Source organism: Labilibaculum manganireducens (assembly GCF_002843385.1).
Lineage (GTDB): Bacteria > Bacteroidota > Bacteroidia > Bacteroidales > Marinifilaceae > Labilibaculum > Labilibaculum manganireducens.
Genome location: NZ_MVDE01000073.1, coordinates 1 through 2,107 on the forward strand (window position 1 = coordinate 1; position 2,107 = coordinate 2,107).

At 41.3% G+C, this 2,107-nt stretch carries 1 protein-coding gene; it reads right to left on the reverse strand.

What is annotated here, in order from left to right; translation table 11 throughout:
* On the reverse strand, positions 1-2,107 hold a 2,107-nt coding region (locus BZG01_RS21690; RefSeq protein WP_218973195.1), incomplete at both ends, for an HYR-like domain-containing protein.

Below are 2,107 nucleotides of genomic sequence, written 5' to 3' on the forward strand. Positions count from 1 at the left end.
CTTGTTACTTCACACTGGGCTGTAACATCTGATAAACTTGCTGCGTCTGCTAATGGATCCGTTGTATCATTAATTAATACATTCTGAGTCTGTGTACTGGTATTTCCTGATCCGTCAGTATAAGTCCAAACTACAGTTTTTGATGCTGTAATCGGGAACGTTTCTGAATGTGTTCCGCTGATTGCTCCGTCACAGTTATCGGTTGCTGTTGGTGCTGTTAAACTTGTTACTTCACACTGGGCTGTCACATCTGATAAACTTGCTGCGTCTGCTACTGGATCCGTTGTATCATTGATTACTACATTCTGAGTCTGTGTACTGGTATTTCCTGATCCGTCAGTATAAGTCCAAACTACAGTTTTTGATGCTGTAATCGGGAACGTTTCTGAATGTGTTCCGCTGATTGCTCCGTCACAATTATCGGTTGCTGTTGGTGCTGTTAAACTTGTTACTTCACACTGGGCTGTCACATCTGATAAACTTGCTGCGTCTGCTACAGGATCCGTTGTATCATTAATTACTACATTCTGAGTCTGTGTTGTGCTGTTGCCTGATCCGTCAGTATAAGTCCAAACTACAGTTTTTGATGCTGTAATCGGGAACGTTTCTGAATGTGTTCCGCTGATTGCTCCGTCACAATTATCGGTTGCTGTCGGTGCTGTTAAACTTGTTACTTCACACTGGGCTGTCACATCTGATAAACTTGTTGCGTCAGCTACAGGATCTGTTGTATCATTGATTACTACATTCTGAGTCTGTGTACTGGTATTTCCTGATCCGTCAGTATAAATCCAGGTTACTACGGTTGAAGAAGTAATTGGCAGTGTTGTTGTTTGAGTTCCTGTTAATACTCCGTCACAGTTATCTGTCGCTGTCGGTGCTGTTAAGCTTGTTACTTCACACTGGGCTGTAACATCTGATAAACTTGCTGCGTCTGCTACAGGATCCGTTGTATCATTAATTACTACATTCTGAGTCTGTGTACTGGTATTTCCTGATCCGTCAGTATAAGTCCAGGTTACTACGGTTGAAGAAGTAATTGGCAGTGTTGTTGTATGAGTTCCTGTTAATACTCCGTCACAGTTATCTGTCGCTGTTGGTGCTGTTAAGCTTGTTACTTCACACTGGGCTGTAACATCTGATAAACTTGCTGCGTCTGCTACTGGATCTGTTGTATCATTAATTACTACATTCTGAGTCTGTGTTGTGCTGTTGCCTGATCCGTCAGTATAAGTCCAAACTACAGTTTTTGATGCTGTAATCGGGAACGTTTCTGAATGTGTTCCGCTGATTGCTCCGTCACAATTATCGGTTGCTGTTGGTGCTGTTAAACTTGTTACTTCACACTGGGCTGTAACATCTGATAAACTTGCTAAATCGGCTACTGGATCTGTTGTATCATTAATTAATACATTCTGATTTACAACAATTGAATTTCCATTTCCATCATCAAAAGTCCATGCTATTACGTGAGTTCCTTGAGTATTGTATGTTAAAGGATCACTTGTTGTTCCTGTCAAAACACCAGCACAATTATCTGTCGTAGTCGGTGCCACAGCGGTTGCTGAACACTCACCTGTTACATCTGCTAATACTGGAATTACTGGTGAAGTTACATCATCAATTATTACATTCTGAGTTGCTGTTACTGTTTGACCATTGCCATCAGTAAAAGACCAAGTAATTACACGTGTTCCTTGTGTTGTATAAGTTAATGGATCACTTGTGGTTCCTGTAATTGTACCAGAGCATCCATCTGTAGTAGTCGGTGCCACAGCGGTTGCTGAACACTCACCTGTTACATCTGCTAATACTGGAATTGCTGGTGGAGTTACATCATCAATTATTACATTCTGAGTTGCTGTTACTGTTTGACCATTGCCATCAGTAAAAGACCAAGTAATTACATGTGTTCCTTGTGTTGTATAAGTTAATGGATCACTTGTGGTTCCTGTAATTGTACCAGAACATCCATCTGTTGTAGTCGGTGCCACAGCGGTTGCTGAACACTCACCAGTTACATCTGCTAGTGTTGGTATTACTGGTGGAGTCGTATCTTCCACAATTACATTAATTTCACAACTGGAAGAATTCCCGTTCACATCAG